Genomic DNA, 25,777 nt, shown 5'->3' with positions numbered 1-25,777 from the left:
TTATCGTCATTGCCACTGAAGGAGGGAGACAGCATGCACTGGCAGACCCATACCGTTTTCAATCAACCTGCACCGCTTTCCAACAGTAACCTTTTCCTCTCCGACTGCGCCCTGCGCGATGCGGTCTCGCGTGAAGGGGCCGAGTGGGATATCGAACTCCTCGCCAGCATTGGTCAGCAGCTGGGTACGGCGGAGTCGCTGGAGCTGGGCAGGCTGGCGAACGTGAATCCGCCGGAGTTGCTTCGCTATGACGCCACCGGGGAGCGGCTGGATGACGTCCGCTTTCACCCGGCATGGCACCTGCTGATGCAGGGCCTGTGTGCCAACCGCGTGCATAACCTGGCGTGGGAAGAGGAGGTGCGTAAAGGGGCGTTTGTCGCGCGGGCCGCACGCTTTGTGCTTCATGCTCAGGTGGAGGCGGGCACGCTGTGCCCTGTCACCATGACGTTTGCCGCGACACCGCTCCTGCAGCAGGCGCTCCCCAAACCCTTTCACGACTGGCTGACGCCGCTGCTCAGCGATCGCTACGATCCTCATCTTGCGCCCGGCGCGCAAAAGCGCGGCCTGCTGATCGGTATGGGGATGACGGAAAAGCAGGGCGGCTCAGACGTGCTCAGCAACACCACTAAAGCGGAAAAATGCAGCGACGGCAGTTATAGGCTGGTGGGACATAAATGGTTTTTCTCCGTCCCGCAAAGCGATGCGCATCTCGTGCTGGCGCAGGCGAAGGGCGGACTATCCTGCTTTTTTGTGCCGCGCTTTTTACCTGACGGGCAGCACAACGCCGTCCGGCTGGAGCGCCTTAAGGACAAGCTCGGGAACCGCTCCAACGCCAGCAGCGAGGTGGAATTCCTTGATGCCTCCGGCTGGCTGCTGGGGGAAGAAGGCGAAGGGGTACGGCAGATCCTCAAAATGGGCGGCCTGACGCGCTTTGACTGCGCGCTGGGCAGCCACGGACTGATGCGCCGTGCGCTCTCCGTGGCGCTGTACCATGCGCATCAGCGCCAGACCTTCGGCAAAAATCTTATCGATCAGCCGCTCATGCGCGAAGTGCTAAGCCGGATGGCGCTGGTGCTGGAGGGGCAAACGGCGCTGCTGTTCCGCCTGGCGCGGGCGTGGGATAAACGCGCGGATCCGCAGGAGGCGGCATGGGCGCGGCTGTTTACCCCGGCCGCGAAATTTAGCGTGTGTAAAGCGGGCATCCCGTTTGTCGCTGAAGCGATGGAGGTGCTGGGCGGAGTCGGGTACTGCGAGGAGAGCGAACTTCCCCGCCTGTATCGCGAGATGCCGGTGAACAGCATCTGGGAAGGGTCCGGGAACATCATGTGCCTGGACGTGCTGCGCGTGCTGGCGAAGCAGCCGGGTATACACGATCGGCTTGCCGATGAGTTTGCGCAGGTAAAAGGGCAGGACAGACACTTCGACCGCAGCTGGCGACAGCTTCAGCAAAAACTGCGTAAACCGCAGGAGGCGCAGGGGCGGGAGATCGCCCAGCAGCTTTTCCTGCTGAGTGCCGGGAGCGAAATGCTGCGGCACGCATCGCCTCCGGTGGCGCAGGCGTGGTGCCGCATGATGCTGGATACCCGTGGCGGAACGGTGATGAGCGAGCAGGTGCAAAGTGACCTGCTGCTGCGTGCGACGGGCAGAGTCGGCTAGCCTTTTAGCTGGAACAGACTCACCAGTTGAGCCAGGTGTGAACCCTTCTCGCGCAGCGTTTGAGCCGTTTGTTCGCTGCGTGAGATGCGATCGGCATTGATATGCGACGCTTCGCCAATGTGGGTCATGGCGAGGTTCACCTGACCGATTCCGGCGGACTGCTCGCGTGAGGCATGGTTAATCTCGGTGACCAGCTGGCTGATGTTATCGATATGAATGATGATGTCATCCATCGCCAGGCGCGTCTGTTCAGACAGCGCATGACCCTCACTGACTTTTCTGAGCGTATCGCCAATCAGCTGTTCAATCTCCTTCACCGCGTTAGCGCTGCGTCCCGCCAGGGCGCGAACTTCCTGCGCGACGACCGCAAACCCTTTACCGTGCTCGCCCGCGCGAGCCGCTTCCACGGCCGCATTCAGCGCCAGGATATTGGTCTGGAAAGCAATGGACTCGATCACGCGCGTGATGTCTGCGATGCGTTTTGACGCTTCGCGAATGTCGTCCATGGTCGACACCGCGTGGGTGACCGTCTCACCGCCCTGATGAACCGCGAGCGAGGTTTCACCCACCAGCTGCTGCGTTTGCTCCATGTTGGCGGCATTTTGCTGTACGGTGGCGGCCAGCTGCTCCATGCTGGCGGAGGTCTCTTCCACGCTGCTGGCCTGCTTGTTGATCTGCTCTGAAATTTCGCCCGTATCGGCGGCTAGCGCGTTGGTGCCTGAATGGATCTCACCTGCGGCCTCGCGGACCTGCAGGACAATTTTTTGCAGGCCGCCACCGATGCCGTTGATGGCGTCGATCAGCTGGCCGACTTCGTCCTGACGCGTCACGGGCAGGCTGGAACGGAGATCCCCTGCGGCATATTGCCGGGCAAGATGGATCACATTGCGCAGTGGTCGGGTCAGCACGCGGCGAATCAGGACCACGAACAGGCCAGCAAACAGGATGGACAATGCCGTACCGGCGAGGAGGAAACCGTCGCGCATGGCGGTGACGCTTGAGAGCAGCACCGATTTATCCACTTCACCCACGATAGTCCAGTTCCAGCCTGGCAGCGGGGTATAAGCCATTTTCAGCGTGCGGCCGTCGTCGCTTACGCGCTCCAGCGTGCCGGGTTTATTACTCAGAAGCTGCTGCTGCGTCGCGTCGTCCCACTTCGGCAGTTTTCCCTCTTCGCTGGCGTGGAAAAGGTATTGCCCGCGCGTTTTGCCGTTGCTGCGATCCAGCACGAAGAAGTGACCGCTCTCGCCCAGGCGGCGGTTGAGGATTTTCTCACGCATGACGTTCCAGGAGTGGGTGATGTCCACCCCGACAAAGACGATCGCAATGACCTGTCCTTCGGCGTTTTTAACCGGCTGGTACTGGGTGATGTAGCGTTTGCCAAACAGCAGCGCCAGGCCGCGGTAGACTTCACCTTTGTTGACGGCGGCAAAGGCCGGGCTGGCGTTATCCAGAACGGTACCCATTGCCCGCTCGCCGTTCTCTTTACGCAGGGAAGTGGCTACGCGAACAAAGTCGTTACCGCTGCGTACAAACAGCGTCGAAATGGCTCCCGTACGGTTCAGGAACGCGTCCGAAAGCGTGTTGTTTTCATGCAGCCCGGTATCTCCGCCTTTCAGAAGCGGAACGCTGAGCCCGTTAATTGTCTGGGTTTGGGAAGCATCAATGTTCAGGGGCTGCGGTAAAAAGGTGGTGAACAGACGGGTATAGCTCTCAACCTCTTCACTCAGGCTGGTGTTAAACATTTGCACCATGTCGACCATGCCGGTGGACTGATTATGCAGATCTTCTACCGCAAGGGCTTCAAGCTGCTGGCTGGCTTTTTGACTGAGCAGAAAAGTGAAAAGCAGAAACAGCGTGGCGACACTGACGCCGGTAAGCAGTGACAGCTTCGCACCCAGGCCTGCGCGGCGAAAAATGTTGATCATAAATTGCTCATCATTGAAAAGGTATGGTTCTTCAACGGCAGAGCGGGAATTACGTTTACTGATTTAATGTAACAAAATGTTATTTTATTGTTCTTGATTTGTTTTTTATAAGATAAAAAATTTGCAAAAACGAAAAGCCACTAAAAATAAGTGGCTTTTATCAGGAGGGAGATTACACGTAGAGAATGGCCTGTACCCGCCAGTGGTCGATATGGTTATCTTCCTGCATCTGGATGATGCGATACCATGAAGCACCCTGCTCATCGGCCTTTAATGCCACGACACGTTCAACGTCTTGCGGGCTCCCCGAAATATTATTCACGGAGATCTGGCCAATTTCATTCAGGCCAGTCACACAATCAGCACTGGCGAATTCTGCTGACTGCGCGGTGGTGCTCAGCAGGCCTGCTGAGAGCAACAGTGAGGTCAAAGCAAGAGTTCGTTTCATCGTCAGCTCCATTTCACATATATCCGGTATCCGCCGGGCAATCCTTCGCAAATAAACTCCCTTCCATTGACGCGGGCATGGAGTTTATTGTGGACAGGAAAATGTCTATGGACGCAAAGCAGTGTAAATCTCGTTCAAAGGTAAACCATTATTTACGGTACAAAATGGCCTGGGAATACCACTGTCCCGTTATGATGGTTTCGTCGATCATAATGATGACGTAATAATCTGCTTTGGCGGCGACGGCCTGTGCTTTTATTGCCGCTTCTGCGTCATCCGGAGAGCCGCGAACCAGCGCGGAGATGGTGCCCATTCGTTGTAATCCTTCCGTCTGATTACGACGAATCTCCTGCGGATGATCGGCGACCGGTGGAGCGGGTTGCGGCGTTCCCTGCAGCGCGCTACAGCCACTGAGCAGAAACACCAGCAATAAAGCAGCAAACCTGCGCATAACCATATCTCGTTTCCTGATAGCCATAGTGTAGTTGTCTGTGAATTTAGTTTTGGGGGAATGTTCCCGAAGTGTTATCTGGGACGTATATTTCGAATGAAAATGACGTGAAAGCGTAACCCAGTTCTCAACATTATGAATCATACATTCGCACAGGGTCGACAATGATTGAAATTGAAATACGCCACCTCGGCGACCATGAAATTTTACACGCGATGCCAGCGGGTAAACGTGATAAACCGCTGCCTGTTGTGGTTTTTTATCATGGGTTTACCTCATCGAAGCTGGTTTACAGTTATTTTGCCGTCGCGCTGGCGCAGGCGGGGTTTCGGGTAGTGATGCCGGATGCACCCGACCACGGTGCACGCTTTTTGGGTAACGAACAGGCGCGTCTTGGGCAGTTCTGGCACATTCTGCACGGGAGTCTGACCGAGTTTGCCGGGCTACGCGATGCGCTGTATGAGGCAGGGCTGGTGGCCGACAATCGTCTGGCCGTGGCTGGAGCGTCGATGGGCGGTATGACGGCGCTGGGGATTATGACGCATCATCCTGAAGTGAAGTCTGTCGCCTGCCTGATGGGCTCGGGCTATTTTACGTCGCTGGCGAAGACGCTCTTTCCCCCTCAGGATTTAGCAGAAATCACCGCGACGCTCGAAGAGTGGGAAGTGACCCGGGCATTGCCGCGCCTGGCCGATCGCCCGCTGCTGCTGTGGCACGGTGACGCGGATGATGTGGTCCCGCCCGAGGGAACCTTCCGCCTGCAGCAGGCGTTAATGAATGCAGGACTGGACGGTAATCTGACCTGTCTGTGGGAACCGGGCGTCCGCCACCGCATCACGCCAACGGCGCTGGATGCCACGGTAGCGTTTTTCCGCCAGCACCTTTAAACGCGCAGCACTTTTACGCCCTGATCTTCCAGCTTCTGGAGGATCTCAGGGTTGGCGCCTTTGCCGGTGATCACCATGTCGATCTGTTCGGCACGGCTGAATAACATCCCTGCGCGCTCGCCCACTTTGCTGCTGTCGACCAGCACAACGAGCTTGCCCACAACGTTAAGCATGTTTTGCTCCGCCATCGCGGTCAGCATATCGGTTTTATACAGGCCATCTGCCGTCAGGCCTTTGCCACTGGTAAACATCCAGTGCCCGGCATAGAGACTGTTTTCGCTGTCCTGAGGGCTAAGGGTGATGGACTGGCTTTTGTTGTACTGCCCGCCCATGATCACCACGCTCTCATGCTCCTGGTCGATGAGATAGTTGGCGAGCGGTAAGTAGTTGGTGATGATTTGCACCGGCTTGCCGCACATTTCACGGCCCAGCAGAAACGCCGTGGAGCCGCAGTTGATGACCACGCTCTCGCCGGGATTCACCAGCTGCGATGCGGCTCTGGCAATCCGCACTTTTTCATCATGATTCTGCGCCTGATGAATATTCATCGGAGACCAGCGAGGGCGCTGCTGGCTGATCGCTTCCGCGCCGTTGCGGACCTTTTTCAGCTTGCCGCTTTCATCCAGCTTGTTGATATCCCGCCGCGCCGTTGCCGGGGAGATGCCTAAACGTTCGATCACTTTCTCGACGGTGATAAACCCGGTTTGCGCCAGGAGTTCCAGGAGAATTTGATGCCGTTGCGCTTCCGTCATGAGCTATTCCGATAAGAATTGATTTGAAAAGATGATATTTGAAATAGCGTGAAATTACTAAAAGAAATATGACATCGCCAGACATCATGTCTGGCGATGTGGCTGCACAATCAGAGGAAGGACTTGAACGGCAGGTCTGGCTCAATGGTGAAGCAATCATCGAAACCACGTGGGTAGTGATATTCGAGATTATCTTTGTCCAGTGGCCAGGTGAACTTGCCGCCGACCTGCCAGATGAACGGCTTGAAGCCATACTTCAGGCGGTCTTTTTTCATTTCCCACAGCACGCGGATCTCCTGCGGATCGGCCTGGAAGTTTGACCAGATATCGTGGTGGAACGGAATCACCACTTTGGTATTCAGCGCTTCCGCCATGCGCAGCATGTCGGCGCTGGTCATTTTGTCGGTAATACCGCGCGGGTTCTCGCCGTAGGAGCCCAGCGCCACGTCAATCTGATGCTCGTTACCGTGCTTCGCGTAGTAGTTGGAGTAGTGAGAGTCGCCGCTGTGGTACAGGGAGCCGCCAGGGGTTTTAAACAGATAGTTAACCGCGCGCTCATCCATACCGTCCGGCAGTACACCCGCGGCTTTCTGATCGGCAGGCAGGGTGATCAGTGCTGTACGGTCAAAGGCGTCCAGCGCGTGAATTTCAATATCTTTAATTTTCACCACGTCCCCAGGCTTCATCACGATGCAGCGCTCTTTCGGCACGCCCCAGCCGATCCACAGATCCACGCAGGTCTGTGGCCCGATAAACGGCACATCGTCAGCACAGTTTTGCATCACCGCAGCCGCCACGTTCACGTCGATGTGATCGTTGTGATCGTGAGTAGAAAGGACGGCGTCGATCTGGCGAATGGCAAACGGATCGAGCACAAACGGTGTGGTACGCAGGTTCGGCTGCAGTTTTTCTACGCCCGCCATGCGCTGCATCTGATGGCCTTTTTTCATCAGCGGGTTGCCGTGGCTCTGCTTGCCGGTGCCGCACCAGAAATCGACGCAGATGTTGGCACCACCTTCTGATTTCAGCCAGATACCGGTACAGCCCAGCCACCACATTGCAAACGTGCCAGGAGCAACCTGTTCCTGCTCGATCTCTTCATTCAGCCAGCTGCCCCACTCCGGGAAGGTGCTCAGAATCCATGACTCACGGGTGATGGTGTTCACTTTACTCATCGTTTTGACTCCTGGTTTAATCAAAAGTAATCACATGGTGATTTGTTGTGATTAATGCTGGCACCATTTGATGCGCTTTGCAATGGCAAAAATGCGGAATTTTATCTGCGCAACTTCACGTACTCTGCACTTATTCCTTGTTAGACTATCCAGCATTAAAAATTAATTGCATGAATTATAAAGGTTAATTTATTTCTCATGTACGGTAGTGAAAATCATTACTAACACCATGGAAATAAATTGCGTGATACGTCACAAATAATCAAATGCAATCTTGTGGTGATTATTTGTGATTAATAGAGTGATGGCACCAACCACACAGGGATTGCCCCTCGTGTTCTCATTTCTGGAGAGAGTTATGGAGATCCTCTACAACGTCTTTACCGTGTTCTTTAATCAGGTAATGACCAACGCCCCGCTGCTGCTGGGTATCGTGACGTGTCTGGGTTATATCCTGCTGCGCAAAAGCGTCAGCGTGATTATTAAAGGCACCATCAAAACCATTATCGGTTTCATGCTGTTGCAGGCGGGGTCAGGCATTCTGACCAGCACCTTTAAGCCGGTCGTCGCCAAAATGTCGGAAGTGTATGGCATCAACGGTGCCATCTCTGACACTTACGCCTCAATGATGGCGACCATCGAGCGCATGGGTGATGCCTATAGCTGGGTGGGGTATGCGGTACTGCTCGCCCTGGCCCTGAACATCATCTACGTTCTGCTACGCCGTATTACCGGCATTCGCACCATCATGCTCACCGGCCACATCATGTTCCAGCAGGCGGGGCTGATCGCGGTTTCTCTCTATATCTTCGGCTACCCAATGTGGACCACGATTATCTGCACCGCGGTGCTGGTCTCGCTCTACTGGGGTATCACCTCCAACATGATGTACAAGCCTACTCAGGAAGTGACTGACGGCTGCGGTTTCTCCATCGGCCATCAGCAGCAGTTTGCCTCCTGGATTGCCTATAAAGTTGCACCGTACCTGGGCAAAAAAGAAGAGAGCGTTGAAGACCTCAAGCTGCCGGGCTGGCTGAATATTTTCCATGACAACATCGTTTCAACCGCGATTGTGATGACCATCTTCTTCGGCGCCATTCTGCTCTCCTTCGGTATTGACGTTGTTCAGGCGATGGCGGGTAAAACGCACTGGACGGTTTATATCCTGCAGACCGGCTTCTCCTTCGCGGTGGCCATTTTCATCATCACTCAGGGCGTGCGTATGTTTGTCGCCGAACTGTCGGAAGCCTTCAACGGTATTTCCCAGCGCCTGATCCCAGGCGCGGTGCTGGCGATTGACTGTGCCGCTATCTACAGCTTCGCGCCAAACGCGGTGGTCTGGGGCTTTATGTGGGGCACCATCGGCCAGCTGATTGCGGTGGGCATCCTGGTCGGCTGCGGCTCCTCAATCCTGATTATTCCTGGCTTTATCCCGATGTTCTTCTCCAACGCCACCATCGGCGTCTTCGCTAACCACTTCGGCGGCTGGCGCGCGGCGCTCAAGATCTGCCTGGTGATGGGCATGGTGGAAATCTTTGGTTGCGTGTGGGCGGTGAAGCTCACCGGTATGAGTGCCTGGATGGGCATGGCGGACTGGTCAATTCTGGCACCGCCGATGATGCAGGGCTTTGCCTCCGTCGGGGTGGTCTTTATGGCCGTCATCATCCTGATTGCTCTGGCTTATATGTTCTTCGCTGGCCGTTCGCTGCGAGCTGAAGAAGATGCGGAAAAACAAACAGCAGAAGTCTCTGCTCATTAAGGAGTTTTGATTATGACCGTACGTATCCTGGCTGTGTGTGGCAATGGGCAAGGCAGCTCCATGATCATGAAGATGAAAGTGGACCAGTTTTTAACCCAGTCAAACATCGACCACACGGTGAACAGCTGCGCGGTGGGTGAATACAAAAGTGAACTCAACGGCGCGGACATCATCATCGCCTCTACCCATATCGCCGGCGAAATTAGCGTGTCGGGCAATAAATATGTGGTGGGCGTGCGCAACATGCTTTCGCCTGCGGATTTCGGACCAAAACTGCTGGAAGTGATTAAAGAGCACTTCCCACAAGACGTGAAATAAGGACGCCACATGAAACTACGTGATTCGCTGGCAGAGAATAACTCCATCCTTTTACAGGCTGAGTCCAGCACCTGGCAGGAAGCGGTGAAGCTGAGCGTGGATCTGCTGGTTAAGGCTGACGTTGTCGAGCCGCGTTACTACCAGGCCATTCTTGATGGCGTCGCGCAGCACGGCCCTTATTTTGTGATAGCGCCAGGGCTGGCAATGCCGCATGGGCGTCCTGAAGAGGGCGTGAAGAAAACCGGCTTCGCGCTGGTGACGCTGAAAACGCCGCTGGTATTCAACCACGAAGATAACGACCCGGTCGACATCCTGATCACCATGGCCGCGGTCGATGCTAACACCCACCAGGAGGTGGGCATCATGCAGATCGTCAATCTGTTTGATGACGAAGCTAATTTCGACCGTTTACGCGCCTGCCGTACCGAGCAGGACGTGCTGGATTTAATTGATAACGCCACTGCGGCGGCAGTCTAAGAGGAATTGAACATGTCATTACCCATGTTGCAGGTTGCGCTGGATAACCAAACTCTGTCCCACGCTTACGAAACCACCCGCCTGATCGCGGAAGAAGTCGATATCATCGAAGTGGGCACCATTCTGTGCGTAGGCGAGGGCGTGCGCGCCGTTCGCGATCTGAAGGCGCTCTATCCGCATAAAATCGTGCTGGCAGATGCCAAAATTGCCGACGCAGGTAAAATCCTCTCCCGCATGTGCTTTGAAGCGAATGCTGACTGGGTCACCGTGATCTGCTGTGCGGATATCAACACCGCCAAAGGCGCGCTGGACGTGGCAAAAGAGTTTAACGGCGACGTGCAGATTGAGTTGACCGGTTTCTGGACCTGGGAGCAGGCGCAGGAGTGGCGCGATGCGGGCATTCAGCAGGTGGTGTACCACCGTAGCCGCGACGCGCAGGCCGCAGGGGTGGCGTGGGGCGAAGCGGATATCAGCGCGATCAAACGTCTGGCCGATATGGGCTTTAAAGTCACCGTCACCGGCGGTCTGGCGCTGGAAGATCTGCCGCTGTTCCAGGGCATTCCGATTCACGTCTTTATTGCCGGTCGCAGCATTCGTGATGCGGCGTCTCCGGTGGAAGCGGCGCGTCAGTTCAAACGCTCAATCGCTCAGCTTTGGGGCTAAGGAGCGGGTATGTTGTCAAAACAGGTTCCGCTTGGCATCTATGAAAAGGCACTCCCTGTGGGGGAGTGCTGGCTGGAGCGGTTACAGCTGGCAAAACAGCTGGGCTTCGATTTTGTCGAAATGTCCGTGGATGAGACGGACGAGCGTCTCTCTCGCCTCGACTGGAGCCGCGAACAGCGCCTGGCGCTGGTGAGCGCCGTTGCTGAAACGGGCGTGCGCGTGCCGTCCATGTGCCTGAGCGCCCACCGTCGTTTTCCGCTCGGCAGCGAAGACGATGCCGTACGCGCGCAGGGGCTGGAGATCATGCGTAAAGCCATTCGCTTTGCGCAGGATGTCGGTATCCGCGTGATCCAGCTGGCGGGTTATGACGTTTACTATCAGGAAGCCAACGATGAAACGCGCCGTCGTTTCCGTGACGGCCTGAAAGAGAGCGTTGAGATGGCAAGCCGTGCACAGGTCACGCTGGCGATGGAGATCATGGACTACCCCCTGATGAACTCCATCAGCAAGGCGCTGGGCTACGCGCATTATCTGAATAACCCGTGGTTCCAGCTTTATCCCGATATCGGCAACCTGTCAGCATGGGATAACGACGTGCAGATGGAGCTGCAGGCAGGCATGGGGCATATCGTGGCGGTGCACGTCAAAGATACCCGTCCTGGCGTGTTTAAAAACGTACCGTTCGGCACCGGGGTGGTGGATTTTGAACGGTGCTTCGAAACGCTCAAAGAGACAGGCTATTGCGGGCCTTACCTGATTGAGATGTGGAGCGAGACGTCGGACAACCCGGCAGCGGAAGTGGCGAAGGCGCGGGACTGGGTGCGCGAACGTATGGCGCGGGCAGGGTTGCTGGAGGCTGAACATGCTTAAGCTTAAACAGCAGGTCTTTGAAGCCAATATGGATCTGCCGCGCTATGGCCTGGTCACCTTCACCTGGGGGAACGTCAGCGCTATCGACCGCGAGCAGGGACTGATCGTGATTAAGCCGAGCGGTGTGGCGTACGACACCATGAAAGCAGACGATATGGTGGTGGTGGATCTCGACGGAAACGTCGTGGAGGGAAAATGGCGTCCCTCTTCAGATACCGCAACCCATCTGGCGCTGTACCAGCGCTATCCGTCCCTTGGCGGCGTGGTGCATACCCACTCCACGCACGCGACGGCCTGGGCCCAGGCCGGGCTGCCCATCCCGGCGCTGGGCACGACCCACGCGGACTACTTCTTTGGCGACATCCCCTGCACGCGGGCATTAACGCAGGATGAAGTGGAAGGTGAATACGAGCTCAACACCGGAAAGGTGATTATCGATACGCTGGGAGAATGTGAGCCGCTGCATACGCCGGGTATTGTGGTCTATCAGCACGGCCCGTTCGCCTGGGGAAAAGATGCCCACGACGCCGTCCATAATGCGGTCGTCATGGAGGAGGTGGCACGCATGGCGTGGATTGCCCGTGGCATCAACCCACAGCTTCAGGGCATTGATGATTACCTGATGAACAAGCATTTCATGCGCAAGCACGGCCCGAATGCCTACTACGGGCAGAAGTGAATAAGCGCTCTGGAATACCTAAAAACAGTTGTAACCGGTGGTATTCCGGAGCCATTCACAAAAAAAAGCCCCCGGGCAGGGGGCAACGTCAACTATGGCTATGTTCTCGTTGTTGGCTTTCCTGGTGCTAGCGTTAATGCGTTATCGGTAAATATCTGCACTGGCGTGCATGTTGCCGTTGCTGCCGGGCTCACGGGTTAACATCACGTGGTAATAGGTTGCGCCCTGCGCATCGGTTTCTTCATTAAGGGCCTGATCTGCTTCACTTTCCGTGGCGAAATTATGATTGATGTAAATGACGCCCAAGCTTTGCACATCATCCATGTTTCTGGCCTGTCGGCTGTCTATCTTGATGGCTGCCATCGCGTTTGCACTGAGCAAAAGCGCCGCCACTATGGCTAATGCGATTTTTTTCATGATATGCGCTCCACGACTGCGTGCTGCGAGAGGGGGGATGCTCCTTCTTTAATTCAGGTGATCTCTGATTAAAGTGTAATCACTCATCCGGCGGGGATGCGTGACCATTTCTGATGCAGTTGTTCAAAAAAACAACGCTTCCGGGTGTGACCAATTTTAAATCACCCACTTAGACCCGCTTCGCGCTTTGTGCGAATTATTTGTGCAATCAGCTTGAGTTTCCAGGGGCGCGCAAGTATTATGACGCGTCAATTTTTCAGCCGACCTTTAACACGTTCCTTGCCTCCCCGGGCCTCGGCTGACCCAGACAGGAGGCTGAATAATCCGTAAGGAGCAATTCGATGCGTCATTACGAAATCGTTTTTATGGTCCATCCTGACCAGAGCGAACAGGTTCCGGGTATGATCGAGCGTTACTCTGCTGCCATCACTGGTGCAGAAGGTACGATCCACCGTCTGGAAGACTGGGGCCGCCGTCAGCTGGCTTACCCGATCAACAAACTGCACAAAGCACACTACGTTCTGATGAACGTTGAAGCGCCGCAGGAAGTGATCGATGAGCTGGAAACTACCTTCCGCTTCAACGATGCCGTTATCCGCAGCATGGTTATGCGTACCAAAAACGCAGTTACCGAAGCATCTCCGATGGTTAAAGCGAAAGACGAGCGCCGTGAGCGTCGCGATGATTTCGCAAACGAAACCGCAGATGATTCTGATGCTGGGGATTCTGAAGAGTAATTTCTGATGACCAACCGTCTGGCGTTGTCCGGCATCGTATGCAGGGCTCCCCTTCGAAAGGTCAGTCCATCAGGAATTCCGCATTGCCAGTTCGTGCTTGAGCATCGTTCTGTGCAAGAGGAAGCCGGGTTTCACCGGCAGGCGTGGTGCCAAATGCCCGTTATTATTAGCGGACACGAAAACCAGGCCATTACTCACAGTTTAACGGTCGGTAGCGCAGTAATCGTTCAGGGGTTCATCTCTTGCCACAAGGCAAAGAACGGCCTGAGCAAAATGGTTCTGCATGCCGAGCAGATTGATTTGATAGATTCTGGAGACTAGCCATATGGCACGTTATTTCCGTCGTCGCAAGTTCTGCCGTTTCACCGCGGAAGGCGTTCAAGAGATCGACTATAAAGATATCGCAACGCTGAAAAACTACATCACCGAAAGCGGTAAGATTGTCCCAAGCCGTATCACCGGTACTCGTGCAAAATACCAGCGTCAGCTGGCTCGCGCTATCAAACGCGCTCGCTACCTGTCCCTGCTGCCGTACACTGATCGTCATCAGTAATCGGGCACGGTCCATTAATACGACTTTAAGAGGATAAGGTAATGCAAGTTATTCTGCTTGATAAAGTAGCAAACCTGGGCAGCCTGGGTGATCAGGTTAACGTTAAAGCGGGTTACGCACGTAACTTCCTGGTTCCACAGGGTAAAGCTGTTCCAGCTACCAAGAAAAACGTAGAGTTTTTCGAAGCACGTCGCGCTGAACTGGAAGCCAAACTGGCTGACGTTCTGGCGGCTGCTAACGCTCGCGCTGAAGCAATCAACGCACTGGGCACCGTTACCATCGCGTCTAAATCTGGCGACGAAGGTAAACTGTTCGGTTCCATCGGTACCCGCGATATCGCTGATGCAGTAACTGCTGCAGGCGTTAAAGTGGCTAAGAGCGAAGTTCGTCTGCCGAACGGCGTTCTGCGTACCACTGGTGAGCACGAAGTTGACTTCCAGGTTCACAGCGAAGTGTTCGCTAAACTGGTTGTTAACGTTGTAGCTGAGTAATTTTTTACTCTGCTCACGTTGAAACGCCGGCCTTGTGCCGGCGTTTTGCGTTTTAGAGATCCGGGCTCTTAACGCGCCCTGATAAAACTGCCGTCTGGCTGGCGGGTAAACAGTACCTGTTGTCCACTTCCCGTATCAATCGTTAACCCTGTCACCACCCCGCTGGCATTCTGGCGAATCTGTACCATCTGACCATTCTGCAGGTTACTGAGCGGTTTACCCGCACCTTCCACCTTCGCCATGGCATACACGTCGGTTGGCGGCAGGTTGTGGTCGCGGAACAGCTGTGCCAGGGTTTTGCCCGGCTCTACGCGATAGGAGCGCCACTGTTGCTCAATGCCGGTGGGCTGCTGCGTCTGAGGCTGAGACGGGGCGGCGGCTTGATCCTGCGGCTGTTCATCCTGAATGGGCTCTGGCTCAACCGGCGCAACCTGACCCGGATCGTTAGACGGGGAGACGAGCTGCGTCTGCATCGGCTGTGCGTCAGGCTGCGGCCGCGTCTGCGACTGAATGTCCAGTTGGGCATTGCGGGTGACGGGTGCGGTATCGACATCATCGCCCCCGGAAGGAAGCAGGAAGCCCACAATCACCATCAGCGCACCAATGATGATCCCTCTGCGATGCAGAGGAGGCAGCGGGTCCATGATGCGAAAATTGTCCGGCGCCTGCCAGATTTTCGCCAGGGTAGGTTTCAGTTCAAATCGCCCGGGCATGGCACTCCTCCTGCTCCGCGTATTTTTTATCCTGTGCCCCGAAGTATAGTTTGCTAACTGCCTGAACGGCGTAGTAAACCCGACATCCGTGACATCAGTTCGGGATTAATCCTGGTTATCTCTATTGTTTCTGTTTCGTCGCGGTTTGTCACCTTAACTTCAGACAAAGTTTTACCCATAAGGGCATGGCTGATATGCTGCCCGCTACTTTAAATGTGATGGAAGGAAAACCCATGACCACCCCGACTTTTGACACTATCGAAGCGCAGGCAAGTTACGGTATCGGCTTGCAGGTAGGACAGCAGCTGAGCGAATCCGGCCTGGAAGGTCTGTTACCCGAAGCGCTGGTGGCGGGTATCGCTGACGCGCTGGAAGGCAAACAGCCTGCCGTTCCGGTTGACGTCGTGCACCGTGCGCTGCGTGAAATCCACGAACGTGCTGACGCCGTGCGTCGTGCGCGCTTTGAAGAGATGGCCGCCGAAGGTGTGAAATATCTGGAAGAGAACCGCGAGCGTGAAGGCGTGAACAGCACCGAGTCTGGTCTGCAGTTCCGCGTGATCAATCAGGGCGACGGCGCAATCCCGGCGCGTACCGACCACGTTCGCGTGCACTACACCGGTAAGCTGATCGACGGTACCGTCTTCGACAGCTCCGTGGCGCGCGGCGAACCGGCTGAGTTCCCGGTAAATGGCGTTATCGCAGGCTGGATTGAAGCCCTGACTCTGATGCCAGTGGGTTCCAAATGGGAACTGACTATCCCGCATAACCTGGCCTACGGCGAACGCGGCGCTGGCGCGTCCATCCCGCCATTCAGCACCCTGGTCTTTGAAGTCGAGCTGCTGGAAATTCTGTAATCGAATTTTCTTATTTCCTCTCCCCGGTTGGGGAGAGGAAAATAGTGTAAAAACCTATAGTTATGGTGCTATCAACATTTTATCTTGCAAACGAAACTGTTGCGTGTATTTTTGTGAGCTGTTTCGCGCTGTATGAGTGATATGACACTCACTTTCAACATATTATTAACATAATATCTAAATCATAGTATTCATCCCGCCGATTCTTACCTAATATCGATTAGCCCTTACAAGGGAACGTCATTTTTTTGACGTATTTAAAGGCCAGAAGAGCCTTAACAACACAGACAGGCATAAACAGGAAAATATCACATGGTAGATCAGGTCAAAGTCGTCGCCGACGAAGAGGCGTCGTCTGAACAGTCGCTACGGCGCAATCTCACAAACCGTCATATTCAGCTCATTGCGATTGGGGGTGCCATCGGTACCGGGCTGTTTATGGGGTCAGGCAAAACCATCAGTCTCGCCGGACCGTCAATCATATTCGTTTATATGATTATCGGTTTTATGCTGTTCTTCGTGATGCGTGCAATGGGTGAACTGCTGCTCTCGAACCTTGAATACAAATCCTTCAGCGACTTCGCTTCAGACCTGCTCGGGCCATGGGCGGGCTATTTTACCGGCTGGACCTACTGGTTCTGCTGGGTCGTCACCGGTATGGCGGACGTCGTGGCGATTACCGCCTATGCGCAGTTCTGGTTCCCGGGGCTGTCGGACTGGGTGGCCTCGCTGGCGGTTATTGTGCTGCTGCTGAGCCTGAACCTCGCCACCGTCAAAATGTTCGGTGAGATGGAGTTCTGGTTTGCGATGATCAAAATCGTGGCCATTGTCGGGCTCATCGTGGTGGGTCTGGTAATGGTACTTACCCACTTCCAGTCACCAACCGGCGTTCAGGCGTCGTTTACCCATCTGTGGAATGACGGCGGCTGGTTCCCGAAAGGCATCAGCGGCTTCTTTGCTGGTTTCCAGATTGCGGTGTTCGCGTTTGTGGGGATTGAGCTTGTCGGAACGACTGCTGCGGAAACCAAAGATCCGGAGAAGTCTCTCCCGCGCGCCATCAACTCCATTCCGGTGCGTATCATCATGTTCTACGTCTTCGCGCTGGTCATCATTATGTCCGTGACGCCGTGGAGCTCCGTGGTACCTACCAAGAGCCCGTTCGTCGAGCTGTTCGTGCTGGTAGGCCTGCCTGCTGCCGCGAGCCTGATTAACTTCGTGGTGCTGACCTCTGCTGCCTCGTCTGCCAACAGCGGCGTATTCTCCACCAGCCGTATGCTGTTTGGTCTGGCGCAGGAAGGCGTGGCGCCGAGCGCGTTCGCCAAGCTCTCTAAGCGTGCGGTACCGGCAAAAGGGTTGACCTTCTCCTGCATGTGCCTGCTGGGCGGTGTGGTGATGCTTTACGTGAACCCAAGCGTGATTGGCGCGTTCACCATGATCACCACGGTCTCTGCGATCCTGTTTATGTTCGTCTGGACCATCATCCTCTGTTCATACCTGGTGTACCGCAAGCAGCGTCCACACCTGCATGAAAAATCGATCTACAAGATGCCGCTGGGCAAGCTGATGTGCTGGGTGTGCATGGCGTTCTTCGTCTTCGTGCTGGTACTGCTGACGCTGGAAGATGATACCCGCCAGGCACTTATCGTCACGCCGCTGTGGTTTATCGCGCTGGGGCTGGGCTGGGTGTTTATCGGTAAGAAACGGATGGCAGGCGTAAGGTAAAAGCAAAACGGCAGCGTCAGTTGCCGTTTTTAGTTTTTGCACCCTCTCCCTGTGGGAGAGGGTCGGGGTGAGGGCATCAGGCCGCAGCGGCCTTTTTTATTCCCCCGCTAAAGCCCGCGGGAACAAAACGTTGTTCTCAAGACTGATGTGTTCCATCAGGTCGTCGATCGTTTCGTTAATACCGTTGTACATCGCTTTCCACGTTGTGCACGCTTCTGGCGGCGGCGTGACGTTGTGGGTGGTGTGTTTGATCACTTCCAGCAGTTCACCCGCGTCATCATGCTCGCTTTCCATCACGCTGATAGGTCCCATCGCCTGGCTTCCCATTCCCTGTTTAATCATCGGGAAGAGAATCTGCTCTTCTTTCATCATGTGGCTGGAAAGCTCTTCGTGCAGCAGGGTCAGGTACTTTGCCAGACCGCGCGGTACGGAAGGTTTGTCGGCATGGACGCGCTCGACTTTGGTCGCCTGCAGGATCAGCTCCGGCAGCTGTTCACGGTGGCGGTCATGGTATCGCACGAGGATATGGTCGATGATTTCCGCGAGCGGAGCGGTTCGCCAGTCTTTGTCGACGGGCTGCTCGGCCAGCTGCGCCAGTTCTGCTTCAATCACCTCAACGTCCAGCTCTTTGCGTGAAGCCGCACGCGCCAGGGTTTGCTTACCGCCGCAGCAGTAATCCATATCGTATTTACGGAACAGCGCAGAAGCGCGAGGAATGGAGAGCGCCAGCTCGCCAAGGGGTTGGTCGCGAAAGGCCATAGCAGTTACCTCGTCATCAATAATATAAGATGCATATTAAATGCATCTTTAAGCCGGCGCTATAACCCTTTAGAGGGACGGGAAAAAGTGAGATGCAGATCACAAAAAAATATCCGATTTAACTCTCTGAATGGGCTCAGGAAAGTGGTTTCGAAACTTTTTAAAGGTGGAGAAACAGTAAACAACCCGCTGCGCCTGCCGATATATCCACGTCATACAAACCTGCATATAACAAAGGCAACGCATGTTTAAACGTATAAAAGTCATTACCCTTTTGATTTCGGTGCTGCTCGTGCTCGGCATCATGCAAGTGATTTCCGCCGGTATCTTTATCAACGCCCTGAACAACGATAAAGACAACTTCACCGTGGCGCAGCTCTCCAGCAAGAACGTGGCGGAGTTTACCGATGCGTGGATCAGTCTGAACCAGGCGCGCGTCACCCTGAACCGCGGGATGCTGCGCCTGCAAAGCAGCATGGCCTCTCAAATTAACGGCGGTCAGCTGAATGAGCTGGTGACCACGGCGAAAAATCTGCTGACTGAAGCGCAGGTTCATTACGATAAATACTATGCCTTGCCGAATACGCCAGGCCTGGATGAGAACCTGACTAATCGCCTTGAGGAGCAGTACCGTAATTACTCTACAACGCTGACCCAAATGAACGTTCTGCTGAGCCAGGGCAATCTGGAAGATATGTTCAAGCAGAATGCCGAACAAAAACAAAACGCGATGCAGACGGTTTATCGTGAATGGCGTGAAGCGCAGGCCGCGCTCACCGATAAAGGCATTCAGGATAACGAAAGTGATTACAAGCGCATCCTGTGGATCCTCTCTGCGGTCATGCTGCTGGTGATTGTGGTGATTATCTCCAGCTGGATTGCTATGCGCCGCGTGCTGCTGCTGCCGCTGGAAGAGGTGATTAACCATATTCGCGCCATTGCGGCGGGGGATTTAACCCAGCCGATTCAGGCCGACGGTAAAAATGAGATGGCCATCCTGGCGCGCAACGTTCAGGAGATGCAAACCTCGCTGGCGAACACGGTGGGCGTGGTGCGTGAAGGCGCAGATACCATTTACACCGGTGCAGGCGAAATCTCTGCGGGCAGTAACGATCTCTCTTCCCGTACCGAGCAGCAGGCCGCTTCTCTTGAAGAAACGGCAGCCAGCATGGAACAGCTGACGGCAACCGTGAAGCAGAACGCCGATAACGCGCGTCAGGCGTCCCGTCTGGCGCTGGACGCCTCCTCAACGGCGAAGAAGGGCGGTAACGTGGTGGAAGGCGTGGTGCGTACGATGGATGAGATCGCCACCAGTTCCAGTAAAATCGCGCAGATTACTAACGTGATCGACGGTATTGCCTTCCAGACGAACATTCTGGCACTGAACGCGGCGGTGGAAGCGGCGCGCGCGGGCGAGCAGGGGCGCGGGTTTGCGGTGGTGGCCGGGGAAGTGCGTACCCTTGCCCAGCGCAGCGCTCAGGCGGCGAAAGAGATCAAAGCGCTTATTGATGATTCCGGTGAGCGCGTGAACGCGGGCTCGCAGCTGGTTAACGAAGCCGGCGCCACGATGGCCGAGATCGTCAATGCGGTTACCCGCGTCACCGACATCATGGGCGAAATTGCCTCGGCCTCTGACGAGCAGAGCCGCGGTATCGACCAGGTGGGCCAGGCGGTAGCCGAGATGGACCGCGTGACCCAGCAGAACGCCTCGCTGGTGGAGGAGTCTGCGGCCGCGGCGGCGGCGCTGGAAGATCAGGCTGCACGCCTGAACGAAGCGGTCGCGGTGTTCAAAATCACCCGCAATCAGGCGGTTAAAGCGGCACCAGTGAAAACCTATGTGCCAAAATCGCAGCCTGTAGCCGCGGCGTCAGAAGGGAACTGGGAAACGTTTTAAGGGCTTGCCGGGGGGCGGCTACGCCACCCGGCAAAAATTACATCTCCGAAGCCGGAATAACCCGTGGTTTTTCCGGCTTCGCTCTTACCGCCATCACCACCCCTATGACCAACAGCGCGATCCCGCAGGCCGTGAATAACGGCGGTACGCTCTGGCGCATCAGGAAGGTATAAAGCAGTCCGGCCAGGGTTTCGAAGACAATCAGCGGCCCTAAGATCACCGTCGGCAGCTTCTGGCTGGCAATGTTCCAGCACAGCGCGCCCACCCATGAACACAGCACCGCAATCGCCACCATCAGGCCGATAAACACCCACGGTCTTGGCCCGAAGGGCTGGGTGAAGTTCGGCTGCTGATGGCCCAGCCAGAGGCATGCGCCGAGATACCCCACGACGGATACGGGCAGCGTGACCAGCGCCTGCGCCGTTGCCCACATCATCGGATGCTTGTCCGGGTTCTCCCGCAGCCAGCGCGCATTGCGCAGGGCATACCATGCCCAGCACGCCACGGAAATGAACGCCAGCAGAATGCCAGAACCGTAACGCCACAGGTCAACATCCGCCTGCCCATGACGCAGCTCGGCAATATTGACGCATATCAGCCCCAGGGCGGTGCAGATCAGCGCCGGTGCCATTTTTGACCACGCCAGTTTGCCATCGCGGTGGCTGTAGAGCAGGTTAGCAAAGACGGGGATGACGACCGGCAGCGTGCCGATAATCATGGTCGATACTGGCGCACCGGTACGCTGAATGGCACTCGCGAGGCAAACGTAATAGATGAGATTGCCCATCATGGTCAGCGCCAGCGCGGTCCCCCAGTCCTGACGGCTGAGCTGACGCAAGCGCGCCCGTCCCAGCCACGCCAGGGGCAGGGCAATCAGCCCCAGCGCCAGATAACGGCCGGTCGACTGCAGTATTGCCGGATACTCGGGTACGATCAGCGGGCCGACAAAAATCAGCCCCCACATCATCCCGGCCAGCAGGGCATACAACACTCCACTAATCATTTTTCCATCCACAGGTATTTACGCTGTTCTCAGTGTAGGTGGGGCAAATGCGCGCGTATTGTATGAGGTTGCGCATTAGCGCCGGGTGACCTGCTTCTGGTAGCGCACGGGGGTAATGCCGTAGCGGTGGGTAAACGCGCGGGTGAGATGCGACTGATCGGTCAGCCCGGTTGCGGCGGCGACCTCTGCCGCGGGCATGCCGTGCGTGAGGAACGCTTTGGCGCGCCAGAGGCGAATGGCCATCAGCATCTGATGTGGCGTCACGTGAAAATGGGCTTTGAACTGGCGCTGGAAATGATACGGGCTGAGTGAAACGACGCTGGCGAGCTCGTCCAGCGTCAGAGCGCGCATATAGTTGTCATGCAGATACTCGCGTACCCGTTCAAAGCGGTGCGCACCTTCCTGAACCCGCGGCGCGTGATGAGCAAACGGCTGGAAGGTCTCAATCAGATCCAGCAGTAATCCTTTTTGCGCAAGCGGATCGTCCGTGTGCCACAGGCCGTAAATGAGCCTGCCGATTTGCTGCGAGCGCAGCGGGTCATGACGCGTTACGTCGCTAAACCACCAGTGCCGGAGGCCGGTCACCTCTTCCAGCAGGTCGGGTTCGATATAGACCATCCGGTAGCGCCAGCCGCCCTCGGTGGCGGATTCGCCGGTGTGGATCTCGTCCGGGTTCATGGTAACGACGGATTTTTCCGCCGCGAGATGCTGTGTCCCGCGATAGCGAAAGCGCTCGGCACCGGTTTCAATCGTACCGATCCCGAAGGCTTCATGGGTGTGAGGCTCAAAGGCGTAGTCAGAAATATGGGCATGATAAAGCTCCAGGCCCGGCAGCTGCGCCAGATGGCGAAAGCGCGCGCTGTCTCTTTCATCATTAAACTGTTCCGGTACGCCTTGCACGGTGAGCCTCCTCGCGGTCATCTATTTTATTATCAGAGATGACCGGAGTTTATGCACTAAACATCTTTGCCCGGACCGTCTTACGATAATCCCCCGGTGACACCGTGGTTTTATGCTTAAACTGGCGGTTAAAGTGCGCAATATCCTGATATCCAACCGCATTGGCGATCTCCTGAATGCTCAAATTGGTGGATTGCAGCATCGTCATGGCGGATTCAATTCTGGCGGTTAATAAATACTGCAGGGGGGACATGTCGGTGGCATTTTTAAAGCGACGGTTGAAGTTGCGCAAACTCATGCCAGCCATATCGGCAAGATTTTGCATGGATATATCTGAGGCGCAGTTGGCTTTTATCCAGATTTGAATTTGAACAATATCTTCATCCGGATGCGGTTTGTTTTCTTCACTGTAACACTGGCGATCGAACTGACTTCGAATTTCATGGAAAAAGGTCCGCTGGGTATGGGTGGCTACACGTTTCCCGTATATCGTTTCGATGAAATGGATGGTCAGATCTGAGAGGGCTTTGACGCTGGCGGCACAGTAAATATTATCGGCCTGCGTGAGAAAATGTTTGGTTTGTAATTTTACGTTGGGGTAGTCGCGCGAGAACTGTTTGAAGTAGTGCCAGTGAGTGGTGGCGGGTTTCCCGTTGAGCAATCCCGACTCCGCCAGGAAACAGCAGCCCGTTCCGACGGCCGCGATGCGGGTCCCTCGAGCCGCCTGTTCGCTAAGCCATGCCAGGAGTTCAGGCTGTTGTCTGACCACCGCGCGAGGATTGCGCCACAGGGCGGGAAGATAGATAACGTCATAGTGCCTGTCTGCGGCAAGGGTAGTATCGGCGGTAATGCTGAAGCCACTGTGCGTCAGGATGGGCTCGTTATTTATGCCAATAGTATGAACTTTCAGTATATTCTCCGGACGACAGAGCCTGAATGAAGACGTCTCCGGTTTGTGCGTGTCTGCGTGGGATGTTGTTTTTTGCTCGGCTAAATAGCTACTGGCTGCGGCTTTCCACATTTCAATCGGAAGACTGAGACCGGAACTTAGCATGCGTTCACATAACACAAATCCTATTTGTGTATTTGTCATTTTTGATTAATACCTGTTTTGACTATTATTTTTGGTAGCTCATCGTTGTCCTGGCCAAAAAAGTCAGCATTTTGGCTGGATTTTCATATTAGCTTTTGTTGGTAATTTGTAAACTAATATCTGAAATTATCGCACTTACTTAACAAAATAAATCCACGACCACTACAGGATGAATTATGGCGAAATTACCCGTAATAACGGCTTTTGGCGGCTATGGTCCAGCTGGTCGTAGTTCTTCACATCATGCATTTCGTCGAATGATTATTGAGTCATTATCGGAAGAGGAAAGGCAAGCGACGTTATTATCGTTAGCCATTCTGATGGGCGTGCTTAAATATGATGAGGGCGGATATTGCGACATTTCCGGTAAAAGATTTACACCTGCTCAGGCTGCCGCGAAGATAAAAGACGAGGCGCTTGAGGGAACCCTTATCCGAAAAATTACGCGCGACTATTTTGATGTCGATGCTATCGTCAGCCATGCAAAATTGAATATGGTTTCAGGCGAAGAGGGATTCAGTTTTAATATATCTTCCAGACAATTACCTCAACCCTTACCGGCGGGATGGCACGTTGAAGAATTAGCGGATCAGCGTGTGCGTATTACCGTTAAGGGAGAGATGGATTGTAAAATTGAGGCATTGTTGCGCACGGAGGTTCAGGCTGCAGGTTTGCTGCCGCAGGGATTCCGCCCGGGTGACCATTACAGTTCGCAGTTCCATCCGCGGGCGCTACAAATGGCGATTGTCGGAGCGTCAGACGCCATCAACGCCCTGGGGATCCCGTGGCGAGAGATACAGGCCAACATCACGCCGGATCAGCTCGGAGTCTATTCGGGCAATATCATGGGACAGCTCGACGATTATGGCTTTGGCGGTATGCTCCAGTCGCGCCTGAAAGGCCATCGCGTCAGCGCCAAACAGTGTCCGCTGGGCCTGAACAGCATGTGCGCCGATTTCCTCAATGCGTATGTGCTGGGTAGCGTCGGTCATACCAGCGCCACGCTGGGGGCATGCGCCACGTTTCTGTATAACCTGAATGCGGCAGTTGAAGATATTAAAGCGGGGCGCATTCGCGTTGCCGTTGTGGGCAGCGCCGAAGCGCCGGTCACCTCAGAGGTGATTGAAGGATTCGATGCCATGGGCGCCCTGGCAACGGAGAGCAAGCTTAAGCATATTGATGAAACGGATACGGCCGACTGGCGCAACAGCAGCCGCCCGTTTGGCAACAGCTGCGGTTTTGTGATCGCAGAATCCAGCCAGTACGTCGTGTTAATGGACGACGAGCTGGCGCTGCAGCTTGGGGCAGAGATCCACGGTTCGGTGGGAAATGTCTTCATCAACGCTGACGGCTTTAAGCGTTCTATCGCGTCACCGGGGCCGGGGAACTACATCACCATGGCGAAAGCGGTAGCCTCTGCGGTATCGATGGCGGGGATAGAGACGGTGCAGAAGGGATCGTTTATTCAGGCGCACGGTTCAAGCACGCCGAAGAATTGCGTCTCCGAGGCGGATATTTTTGACCGCGTTGCGCAAGCCTTTTCGATTCGCGACTGGCCGGTGACGGCAGTGAAATCGTATCTTGGTCACTCCCTGGGGCCCGCCAGCGGCGACCAGCTCATCAGCTGCCTCGGCGTCTTCCGCTATGGTATTTTGCCAGGAATTAAAAGCGTGTCGCACATTGCGCCACAGGTGAATAACGCACGCTTAACCATACCTGTTCAGGACTGCAAATTAGAGGAAGGCCAGGGGCAGATTGCCTTTATAAATTCAAAAGGCTTTGGCGGTAATAATGCCACGGGGGTGGTTTACTCGCCAAAGCTTACCCATCAATGGTTGCGCAAACGCTATGGGGAAGCGGTGTTTGCGGAGTATCAGCAGCGTAACCGCCAGGTGCGACGTCAGGCTAACGCGTATGATGAGGCGGCTTCGCAGGGTGAACTCAATGTCATTTATCTGTTTGGCCAGCAGGGGATAAATGAGGAAGATATTAAGATTGATATGAATGGCATCACCATTCCTGGATTTGAAAAACCGATTACATACGCGACGGATAAAGAATACCCGGATTTTTAATCGTTATATTTGATTTTATTTTTAATAAATAAAGGTGCTTGTATTTTCTCAGGCGCCTTACCTTTGTGCACCACTAAACAGGAGAAAGAAAGTGGCTAATCTCAGTGCAATACTGATTGCCTTTGGCTGGAGCGGTATTGTCGTCGGCATAATGATGGGTGGGTTAATGGGGATGTACGCTTTTAAGGGACCGTTTCGCGCACCCAAAGGACATGAAAACTATACCGATTTAAATCGCAGAATGTTAAGGCTGGCACATATTGCCTTTATTATGCTGCCGTTAATATCCATGCTTTATGGCATGTGTATTGATGACCTCGCCGTGTCTTATACCTATAAATATTATGCCGTTATTTGCATGATGATACTTTCGGTGGGTATTCCGGTTCTGCTGATTGCATCGTGTTTTTATCTGCCATTTAAATATGTGCAGGTTATACCGTTTAGCTGTGGAATGTATGCGTTAGTTGTAATGGCAATTGGCAGGGTTTCTGCCCTGTAAA

General features: G+C 54.9%; 28 protein-coding genes. 17 read left to right on the top strand and 11 right to left on the bottom strand.

Annotated elements, in window-relative coordinates; all coding sequences use genetic code 11:
- The first annotated feature begins 33 nt into the window (after positions 1–33).
- The gene (locus tag OTG14_RS15340) at positions 34–1,656 is read left to right on the top strand and encodes an isovaleryl-CoA dehydrogenase (protein ID WP_090419390.1); all 1,623 of its coding nucleotides are present in this window, start codon (positions 34–36) and stop codon (positions 1,654–1,656) included.
- On the opposite strand, the gene OTG14_RS15335 is transcribed toward OTG14_RS15340, so the two are convergent.
- The 3 genes from OTG14_RS15335 to bsmA form a co-directional block, all read right to left on the bottom strand.
- Positions 1,653–3,584 (bottom strand): methyl-accepting chemotaxis protein, encoded by a 1,932-nt coding sequence (locus tag OTG14_RS15335; protein WP_208763429.1) that lies wholly within the window; start codon positions 3,582–3,584, stop codon positions 1,653–1,655. The genes OTG14_RS15340 and OTG14_RS15335 overlap by 4 nt on opposite strands.
- Before the next feature lie 172 nt (positions 3,585–3,756).
- A complete protein-coding gene (gene yjfN, locus OTG14_RS15330; protein ID WP_032645202.1) occupies positions 3,757–4,044 on the bottom strand; it encodes a DUF1471 family protease activator YjfN in 288 nt (95 codons plus the stop codon).
- Positions 4,045–4,180: 136 nt separating this feature from the next.
- Entirely contained in the window at positions 4,181–4,510 is a 330-nt protein-coding gene (gene bsmA / locus OTG14_RS15325; RefSeq protein WP_024907326.1) for a biofilm peroxide resistance protein BsmA, read from the bottom strand.
- A 137-nt stretch (positions 4,511–4,647) separates the two neighbouring features.
- Here bsmA and yjfP point away from each other — a divergent pair, with 137 nt between their 5' ends.
- Positions 4,648–5,370, top strand: a complete 723-nt coding sequence (gene yjfP / locus OTG14_RS15320; RefSeq protein ID WP_048989494.1) for an esterase — start codon at positions 4,648–4,650, stop codon at positions 5,368–5,370.
- Here yjfP and ulaR read toward each other — a convergent pair.
- The gene (ulaR, locus tag OTG14_RS15315) at positions 5,367–6,122 is read right to left on the bottom strand and encodes an HTH-type transcriptional regulator UlaR (RefSeq protein ID WP_024907324.1); all 756 of its coding nucleotides are present in this window, start codon (positions 6,120–6,122) and stop codon (positions 5,367–5,369) included. The genes yjfP and ulaR overlap by 4 nt on opposite strands.
- A 110-nt stretch (positions 6,123–6,232) precedes the next feature.
- Positions 6,233–7,297 carry an L-ascorbate 6-phosphate lactonase gene (ulaG, locus tag OTG14_RS15310; RefSeq protein WP_010427455.1) on the bottom strand — a complete coding sequence of 355 codons (1,065 nt, stop codon included), beginning with the start codon at positions 7,295–7,297 and terminating at the stop codon, positions 6,233–6,235.
- 358 nt (positions 7,298–7,655) lie between these two features.
- Here ulaG and ulaA point away from each other — a divergent pair, with 358 nt between their 5' ends.
- Genes ulaA through OTG14_RS15280 form a run of 6 tightly spaced genes read left to right on the top strand, consistent with a single transcriptional unit; the run spans position 7,656 to position 12,063 of the window.
- Positions 7,656–9,056 carry a PTS ascorbate transporter subunit IIC gene (gene ulaA / locus OTG14_RS15305; RefSeq protein WP_024907322.1) on the top strand — a complete coding sequence of 467 codons (1,401 nt, stop codon included), beginning with the start codon at positions 7,656–7,658 and terminating at the stop codon, positions 9,054–9,056.
- Positions 9,057–9,068: 12 nt separating this feature from the next.
- Entirely contained in the window at positions 9,069–9,374 is a 306-nt protein-coding gene (gene ulaB / locus OTG14_RS15300) for a PTS ascorbate transporter subunit IIB (protein WP_003856022.1), read from the top strand.
- A gap of 9 nt (positions 9,375–9,383) precedes the next feature.
- On the top strand, positions 9,384–9,851 hold the full coding sequence (ulaC, locus tag OTG14_RS15295; protein WP_048989492.1) for a PTS ascorbate transporter subunit IIA: 468 nt from the start codon (positions 9,384–9,386) through the stop codon (positions 9,849–9,851).
- 12 nt (positions 9,852–9,863) lie between these two features.
- Positions 9,864–10,514: a 3-keto-L-gulonate-6-phosphate decarboxylase UlaD gene (gene ulaD, locus OTG14_RS15290; protein ID WP_023334265.1), complete on the top strand. Its 651-nt coding sequence runs from the start codon at positions 9,864–9,866 to the stop codon at positions 10,512–10,514.
- A gap of 9 nt (positions 10,515–10,523) precedes the next feature.
- Positions 10,524–11,384, top strand: coding sequence for an L-ribulose-5-phosphate 3-epimerase (locus tag OTG14_RS15285; RefSeq protein ID WP_157188508.1), 861 nt, complete (start codon positions 10,524–10,526; stop codon positions 11,382–11,384).
- Positions 11,377–12,063 (top strand): L-ribulose-5-phosphate 4-epimerase, encoded by a 687-nt coding sequence (locus tag OTG14_RS15280; RefSeq protein WP_061716089.1) that lies wholly within the window; start codon positions 11,377–11,379, stop codon positions 12,061–12,063. The genes OTG14_RS15285 and OTG14_RS15280 overlap by 8 nt, the downstream gene beginning before the upstream one ends.
- A gap of 141 nt (positions 12,064–12,204) precedes the next feature.
- On the opposite strand, the gene yjfY is transcribed toward OTG14_RS15280, so the two are convergent.
- On the bottom strand, positions 12,205–12,480 hold the full coding sequence (gene yjfY, locus OTG14_RS15275) for a DUF1471 family protein YjfY (protein WP_048989487.1): 276 nt from the start codon (positions 12,478–12,480) through the stop codon (positions 12,205–12,207).
- Positions 12,481–12,821: 341 nt separating this feature from the next.
- Here yjfY and rpsF point away from each other — a divergent pair, with 341 nt between their 5' ends.
- The 4 genes from rpsF to rplI are packed head-to-tail and all read left to right on the top strand — an operon-like array spanning position 12,822 to position 14,261.
- Positions 12,822–13,217: a 30S ribosomal protein S6 gene (rpsF, locus tag OTG14_RS15270; RefSeq protein WP_014068637.1), complete on the top strand. Its 396-nt coding sequence runs from the start codon at positions 12,822–12,824 to the stop codon at positions 13,215–13,217.
- Positions 13,218–13,223: 6 nt separating this feature from the next.
- Positions 13,224–13,538, top strand: a complete 315-nt coding sequence (priB, locus tag OTG14_RS15265) for a primosomal replication protein N (protein ID WP_008502895.1) — start codon at positions 13,224–13,226, stop codon at positions 13,536–13,538.
- A gap of 4 nt (positions 13,539–13,542) precedes the next feature.
- On the top strand, positions 13,543–13,770 hold the full coding sequence (rpsR, locus tag OTG14_RS15260) for a 30S ribosomal protein S18 (protein WP_000135199.1): 228 nt from the start codon (positions 13,543–13,545) through the stop codon (positions 13,768–13,770).
- Positions 13,771–13,811: 41 nt separating this feature from the next.
- Positions 13,812–14,261: a 50S ribosomal protein L9 gene (gene rplI, locus OTG14_RS15255; RefSeq protein WP_024907318.1), complete on the top strand. Its 450-nt coding sequence runs from the start codon at positions 13,812–13,814 to the stop codon at positions 14,259–14,261.
- Positions 14,262–14,329: 68 nt separating this feature from the next.
- Here rplI and OTG14_RS15250 read toward each other — a convergent pair whose 3' ends face one another.
- Positions 14,330–14,974 (bottom strand): OapA family protein, encoded by a 645-nt coding sequence (locus OTG14_RS15250; protein WP_048989485.1) that lies wholly within the window; start codon positions 14,972–14,974, stop codon positions 14,330–14,332.
- 233 nt (positions 14,975–15,207) lie between these two features.
- Here OTG14_RS15250 and bamJ point away from each other — a divergent pair, with 233 nt between their 5' ends.
- Positions 15,208–15,828 carry a BamJ family beta-barrel-assembly machinery protein gene (gene bamJ / locus OTG14_RS15245; RefSeq protein WP_008502892.1) on the top strand — a complete coding sequence of 207 codons (621 nt, stop codon included), beginning with the start codon at positions 15,208–15,210 and terminating at the stop codon, positions 15,826–15,828.
- 312 nt (positions 15,829–16,140) lie between these two features.
- The gene (cycA, locus tag OTG14_RS15240) at positions 16,141–17,550 is read left to right on the top strand and encodes a D-serine/D-alanine/glycine transporter (RefSeq protein WP_024907315.1); all 1,410 of its coding nucleotides are present in this window, start codon (positions 16,141–16,143) and stop codon (positions 17,548–17,550) included.
- A gap of 96 nt (positions 17,551–17,646) precedes the next feature.
- Here cycA and ytfE read toward each other — a convergent pair whose 3' ends face one another.
- A complete protein-coding gene (gene ytfE / locus OTG14_RS15235) occupies positions 17,647–18,309 on the bottom strand; it encodes an iron-sulfur cluster repair protein YtfE (protein WP_024907314.1) in 663 nt (220 codons plus the stop codon).
- Between the two features lie 244 nt (positions 18,310–18,553).
- Between ytfE and OTG14_RS15230 the strand changes: the two genes are divergently transcribed.
- Positions 18,554–20,203: a methyl-accepting chemotaxis protein gene (locus OTG14_RS15230; RefSeq protein WP_048989481.1), complete on the top strand. Its 1,650-nt coding sequence runs from the start codon at positions 18,554–18,556 to the stop codon at positions 20,201–20,203.
- A 37-nt stretch (positions 20,204–20,240) separates the two neighbouring features.
- Here the strand turns inward: OTG14_RS15230 and OTG14_RS15225 are convergent, their stop codons facing one another.
- The 3 genes from OTG14_RS15225 to OTG14_RS15215 form a co-directional block, all read right to left on the bottom strand.
- Positions 20,241–21,206 (bottom strand): DMT family transporter, encoded by a 966-nt coding sequence (locus OTG14_RS15225; protein WP_048989480.1) that lies wholly within the window; start codon positions 21,204–21,206, stop codon positions 20,241–20,243.
- A gap of 75 nt (positions 21,207–21,281) precedes the next feature.
- The gene (locus OTG14_RS15220; RefSeq protein WP_024907311.1) at positions 21,282–22,106 is read right to left on the bottom strand and encodes an AraC family transcriptional regulator; all 825 of its coding nucleotides are present in this window, start codon (positions 22,104–22,106) and stop codon (positions 21,282–21,284) included.
- Between the two features lie 49 nt (positions 22,107–22,155).
- The gene (locus tag OTG14_RS15215) at positions 22,156–23,199 is read right to left on the bottom strand and encodes a GlxA family transcriptional regulator (protein ID WP_228117543.1); all 1,044 of its coding nucleotides are present in this window, start codon (positions 23,197–23,199) and stop codon (positions 22,156–22,158) included.
- Positions 23,200–23,819: 620 nt separating this feature from the next.
- Here OTG14_RS15215 and OTG14_RS15210 point away from each other — a divergent pair.
- Both OTG14_RS15210 and OTG14_RS15205 read left to right on the top strand, forming a co-directional pair.
- The gene (locus OTG14_RS15210; protein WP_280924607.1) at positions 23,820–25,274 is read left to right on the top strand and encodes a beta-ketoacyl synthase; all 1,455 of its coding nucleotides are present in this window, start codon (positions 23,820–23,822) and stop codon (positions 25,272–25,274) included.
- A 91-nt stretch (positions 25,275–25,365) separates the two neighbouring features.
- Positions 25,366–25,776 (top strand): membrane protein, encoded by a 411-nt coding sequence (locus tag OTG14_RS15205; protein WP_024907308.1) that lies wholly within the window; start codon positions 25,366–25,368, stop codon positions 25,774–25,776.
- The last annotated feature ends 1 nt before the right edge of the window (position 25,777 follow it).

The organism is Enterobacter pseudoroggenkampii (assembly GCF_026420145.1).
GTDB classification, from domain to species: Bacteria; Pseudomonadota; Gammaproteobacteria; order Enterobacterales; family Enterobacteriaceae; genus Enterobacter; species Enterobacter pseudoroggenkampii.
This window is presented reverse-complemented; position numbering and strand designations above follow the sequence as displayed.